A 5,280-nucleotide genomic window follows, 5' to 3' on the forward strand; every position below is an offset into this window, starting at 1 on the left:
GGACGACCTGCTGACGCGACGCGACCTTGGGCCCGTGACCCGCCTGACCCTGTCGCGGCCCGCCACCTACAACGCCCTGTCGCTGGAGATGATCGAGGCGCTGATCGCGGCCCTTGCCGATATCGGCGACGAAGCGCGCGTCGTGATCCTGGCAGCCGAGGGCAAGGCCTTTTGCGCCGGGCACGACCTGCGCCAGATGCAGGCGATGGATGCGGACGCGCTGGCGCATCTGTTCGACCGCTGCGCGCATCTGATGCAGATGATCCCCGCCCTGCCCCAGCCGGTCATCGCCCAGGTCCAGGGCGTCGCCACGGCGGCCGGATGCCAGCTGGTGGCGTCCTGCGACATGGCGGTGGCGTCCGAGGGTGCGCGGTTCGGGGTCAACGGCGTGTCGATCGGCCTGTTCTGCGCCACGCCGATGGTGGCGCTGACCCGCGCCATCCCGCCCAAGGCCGCGTTCGAGATGCTGACCACCGGCGATTTCATCACCGCCCCCCGCGCGGCGGACCTTGGCCTGGTCAACCGCGTCGTCCCCGCCGCCGATCTGGAGGCAGAGACCAAGCGGCTGGCAGACAGCATCGCCGCCAAACCGCCCGCAGTGATCCGCATGGGCAAGCGCGCCTTCCACGACCAGATGAGCCGAGGCACCGTCGCCGCCTATGCGGCCACGGCCCAGGTGATGTGCACCAATATGGCCCTGCCCGAGACGGTCGAGGGGATCGGCGCCTTTCTGGAAAAGCGCCCGCCGAACTGGGCCTGACCCCTAGACCTTTGCCGCCAGCGCCTGAACCAGCGCCACGAAATGCTCTCCGCGCTTCTCGAAGTTCGGATACTGGTCGAAACTGGCGGCAGCGGGGGCCAGCAGGACGGTGTCGCCCGGTTCGGCCTCGGCTGCGGCGCGGGCCACGGCCTGTTCCATCGTGTCGGCGATCTCGTAAGGGGTCTGGCCGATCTCCAGCGCAAAGTCTCGCGCCGAATGGCCGATCAGATAGGCCTTGGCCACCGCGCCCAGATGCGGCTGCAGCGCCGCGATGCCGCCCTCCTTGCCCAAGCCCCCGGCGATCCAGCGGATGCGCGGAAAGGCCTGCAGCGCCTTGGCGGCGGCGTCGACGTTGGTGGCCTTGCTGTCATTGACGTAACGCACGCCGTCGATCTGGGCCACGGTCTGGCTGCGATGCGGCAGGCCCGCGAAACTGTGGAACGCCGCCTCGATCTCCCGGGGTGCCAGGCCCACGGCGCGGCAGGCGGCATAGGCTGCGCAGGCGTTCTGATGGTTGTGCGCGCCGGGCAGGCCCTGCATCGCGCGCAGGTCGATCGATGCCGCCTGCCGCCCCTTGCGGTATTCGGACAGGAACCCCTTGCGCGCAAAGACCGACCACGCCGCGCGGTCCAGCTTTTGTCCCGACGACACGCGCATCACCCGGTCATCGGTCGGGCCCATTGCCAGCTGGTTGGCCAGATACAGCCCCTCGGGGTCGTCGATGCCGATCACGGCGCGATCCGGGCCGCCCTCGGAGAACAGGCGCCGCTTGGCCGCGAAATAGCCGCCAAGGCCCGCGTGGCGGTCCAGATGGTCGGGCGACAGGTTGGTGAAGACCGCGACATCCGGGGTCAGCGCCCGCGCCAGTTCGGTCTGATAGCTGGACAGTTCCAGCACCACGACCTCGGCATCGACCGCAGGCTCCAGCGACAGGACGCCCGTGCCGATGTTGCCGCCCATCTGCGTGGGCCGGCCGCATTCCTCAAGCACGTGATGGATCAGCGCCGTGGTGGTGGACTTGCCGTTCGACCCGGTGACCGCGATCACGCGGGGCGCGCGCTCGAACTGGTCCCAGTCCCCGGTCGCATAGCTGCGAAAGAACAGGCCGATGTCGTTGTCGACCGGGATCCCCAGTTGCCAGGCCATCGCGATGACCGGATGCGGGCGGGGATACAGGTGCGGAATGCCGGGGCTGACGATCAGCATCGTGATGCCCTGCCAGTTCGCCTCGCGTGTCAGGTCCAGGATGCGCAGGCCGTCAACCTCGGCCGCATCGCGCGTGTCGACGCCGTCGTCCCAAGCGACGACATGCGCCCCGCCCGCGGCCAGTGCCGCGGCGGTGGCCTTGCCGGACCGGCCCAGGCCCAGTACCGCGACGGTCAGTTCATGGACGCCCTGAACGGGGATCATGGGTGGCTCCTTGCGAAAACGGGACGGTATCAGCGCAGCTTCAGCGTCGCCAACCCGATCAGCGCCAGAATCAGCGCGATGATCCAGAAGCGGATGACGATCTGCGCCTCTCCCCAGCCCTTCTTCTCGAAGTGGTGGTGGATGGGCGCCATCAGGAAGACCCGCTTGCCGGTCCGCTTGAAGTACAGCACCTGGATGATGACGGACAGGGCCTCGACCACGAACAGGCCGCCGACGATCGCCAGGACGATCTCGTGCTTGGTGACGACGGCGATGGCGCCCAGGGCGCCGCCCAGGGCCAGCGACCCGGTATCGCCCATGAACACCGCAGCAGGCGGCGCGTTGTACCACAGGAACCCAAGGCCCCCGCCGATCAGGGCTGCGACAAAGATCAGGATCTCTCCGGTGCCGGGAACGTGGTGGACGCCCAGATATTCGGTGAAGTCGACGCGCCCGACGGTATAGGCGATGATGCCAAGGGTGCCCGCCGCGATCATCACCGGCATGATCGCCAGCCCGTCCAGACCGTCGGTCAGGTTGACCGCGTTGGCCGCCCCCACGATCACGATCATCGCAAAGGGGACGAAGAACCAGCCCAGGTTGACCAGGACATCCTTGAAGATCGGCAGCGCCAGCTGGTTCGTCAGCCCTGCGGGATGCAGCAGCGACGCGGCGATCCCGGCACAGGCCGCGATCCCCAGACCCAGCAACATCCGCATGCGCGAACTGACGCCCTTTGTGTTGTGCTTGGTCACCTTGGCATAGTCGTCCGCGAACCCGATCGCGGCAAAGCCCGCCGTCACCAGCAGCACGATCCAGACATAGCCGTTGTCCAGCCGCGCCCACAGAAGGGTCGAGAACAGCAGCGCCGACAGGATCAGCAGCCCGCCCATCGTCGGTGTGCCCGCCTTGGCCAGGTGGCTTTGCGGGCCGTCGTCGCGGATCGGCTGACCCTTCTTCTGGACGCGGCGCAGATAGTTGATCAGCGGCCGCCCGAAGATGAAGCCGAAGAACAGCGCCGTGAAGAACGCGGCCCCCGCCCGGAAGGTGATGTATCGGAACAGGTTGAAGAAGTCCCCGCCCTCGGACAGGTTGCTGAGCCAGTAGAGCATGGCATTATCCTTTGTCTTGGGCGGTTCCGGCGCGCAGCGCCTGGACCACCGTCGAGATCCGCGAGGATTTCGAACCTTTCACCAGCACGATGTCGCCGGCGGAAATCAGTTTGTCGGGTTGGGCGGCCAGTTCGGCCGCCGTCTGCGTCCACAGCCCGCGCTTGCCCACGGGCAGCGCGTCGTGCAGGTGCCGCATCAGGGGTCCTGCGCAATGGACCAGGTCGATCTGCGCCATGGACGGATCGCTGGCGACCGCGCGGTGCATCGCGACCTCGTCCGTGCCCAGTTCCAGCATGTCGCCCAAGATCGCCACACGGCGACCGCCCTGCAGGCCCGCCAGCGTGGCAAGCCCCGCGGCCAGAGACGCCGGGTTGGCGTTGAACGCATCGTCGATCAGGCGGATGCCGCCCATATCCTCGACCGCGCCGCGTCCCTTGGGGGCGTGCCAGTCGGACAGATGCGCCGCCGCCTGCGCCAGGTCCGCGCCCGCGACCGACAGGGCCGCCAGCACGCCGACCGCGTTCATCGCGAAATGCCGCCCCGTCGTGGGCAGGGTGAAGGCCAGCGTGTCGCCCATGATGCGGGCGTGGCACGACAGCGCCCCGTCCTGCGGAACGATGCGCAGCGGGCGCGCCGCGCCATGTTCACCGAACCCCACGACGACCGCGCCTGCCCCATCCGCGCAATCGCGCAGGATCTGCGTCACGGGCAGGTCTTCGGGGATGATGGCGTGGCCCACGGGCTGCACGCCCTCGAAGATGGCGCCCTTTTCGCGGGCGATCCCCTCGATCGCGCCAAAGGCCTCAAGGTGGGCGGCGGCGACGGTGGTGATCATCGCCACATGCGGCCGCGCCATGCGCGACAGGGGGGCGATTTCGCCGGGATGGTTCATGCCGATCTCGATGATCGCGAAATCGGTGTTTGCGGGCATCCGCGCCAAGGTCAGCGGCACGCCCCAGTGGTTGTTGTAGCTGGCCTCGGCCGCGTGGATCACGCCCTGCCCCGCCAGCGCGATGCGCGCCATCTCCTTGGTCGAGGTCTTGCCGACCGACCCGGTGATGGCGATGACGCGGCCCGCCATGCGGGCACGACCCGCCCGGCCCAGATCCTCCAACGCGGCCAGCACGTCGGGCACGATCAACAGCGGCGCATCGGGCGCCACGCCGTCGGGGACCCGGCTGACCAGCGCGGCGGCCGCGCCCTTGGACAAGGCCTGGGCCACGAAATCATGCCCGTCGCGGTCGGCCTGCAACGCCACGAACAGATCGCCGGGGGCGATCGTGCGGGTGTCGATGGACACGCCCGTCGCGGCCCATGCGGCCGTGGTCCGCCCGCCGGTGGCGGCGGCGGCGTCCTCGAATGTCCACAAGGTCATATCCGGCCGTCCAGTGCCGCCACCGCGACCGAGGCCTGTTCGGCGTCGTCAAAGGGATAGACGTCCTGCCCCACGATCTGGCCGGTCTCGTGGCCCTTGCCGCAGATCAGCAGCGCGTCGCCCGGCTGCAGCGCATCGACGCCGCGCAGGATCGCCTCGGCCCGGTCGGGAACCTCGGTCGCGTCGCGGCCCGCGGTCGCCATGACGGCGGCGCGGATCAGGGCGGGGTCCTCGGTCCGGGGGTTGTCGTCGGTGACGATCACCACATCGGCATGATCGGCGGCGGCCTGCCCCATCAGCGGCCGCTTGCCACGGTCGCGGTCGCCGCCCGCGCCGATGATGCAGACGATGCGGCCCATGACATGCGGGCGCAGCGATTGCAGCGCCGCCGTCACCGCGCCGGGCTTGTGGGCGTAATCGACGAACACCGCCGCGCCGTTGTCGCGCTGCGCGACCAGCTGCATCCGTCCCCGCACGGTGGTCAGCTGCGGCAGCACGCGCAGGATGTCGTCGGCGCTGTCGCCCGACGCCAGGCACAGCCCCATCGCGGCCAGCACGTTTTCCGCCTGAAACCCGCCGATCAGCGGCAGCCGCACCAGATGCGCCCGCCCCATGACGCGAAA

5 protein-coding genes (1 of these 5 only partly in view) are annotated in these 5,280 nt (G+C 69.2%); 1 reads left to right on the forward strand and 4 read right to left on the reverse strand.

Annotated features, from left to right (window positions below):
* Nucleotides 1–760, forward strand: partial view of an enoyl-CoA hydratase gene (locus TY51_RS08185; RefSeq protein ID WP_042248186.1) — the 3' portion only. 2 nt of this gene lie to the left of the window's left edge; only the last 760 of its 762 coding nucleotides appear in the window; the start codon is cut by the window's left edge — 1 of its three bases falls inside, at nt 1; the stop codon is at nt 758–760.
* 3 nt (nt 761–763) lie between these two features.
* Here TY51_RS08185 and murD read toward each other — a convergent pair whose 3' ends face one another.
* From murD to TY51_RS08205, 4 genes are all read right to left on the reverse strand, one after another.
* Nucleotides 764–2,170: a UDP-N-acetylmuramoyl-L-alanine--D-glutamate ligase gene (gene murD / locus TY51_RS08190; RefSeq protein WP_042248189.1), complete on the reverse strand. Its 1,407-nt coding sequence runs from the start codon at nt 2,168–2,170 to the stop codon at nt 764–766.
* A 29-nt stretch (nt 2,171–2,199) separates the two neighbouring features.
* The gene (mraY, locus tag TY51_RS08195; protein WP_042248194.1) at nt 2,200–3,282 is read right to left on the reverse strand and encodes a phospho-N-acetylmuramoyl-pentapeptide-transferase; all 1,083 of its coding nucleotides are present in this window, start codon (nt 3,280–3,282) and stop codon (nt 2,200–2,202) included.
* 4 nt (nt 3,283–3,286) lie between these two features.
* Nucleotides 3,287–4,657, reverse strand: coding sequence for a UDP-N-acetylmuramoyl-tripeptide--D-alanyl-D-alanine ligase (gene murF, locus TY51_RS08200; RefSeq protein ID WP_042248197.1), 1,371 nt, complete (start codon nt 4,655–4,657; stop codon nt 3,287–3,289).
* Nucleotides 4,654–5,280 (reverse strand): Mur ligase family protein (locus TY51_RS08205; protein WP_042248203.1); only part of this gene is annotated, 627 nt, incomplete at its 5' end. The genes murF and TY51_RS08205, both read right to left, overlap by 4 nt.

It is taken from the genome of Paracoccus sp. PAMC 22219 (assembly GCF_000787695.1).
In the GTDB taxonomy this organism is placed as follows: Bacteria; Pseudomonadota; Alphaproteobacteria; order Rhodobacterales; family Rhodobacteraceae; genus Paracoccus.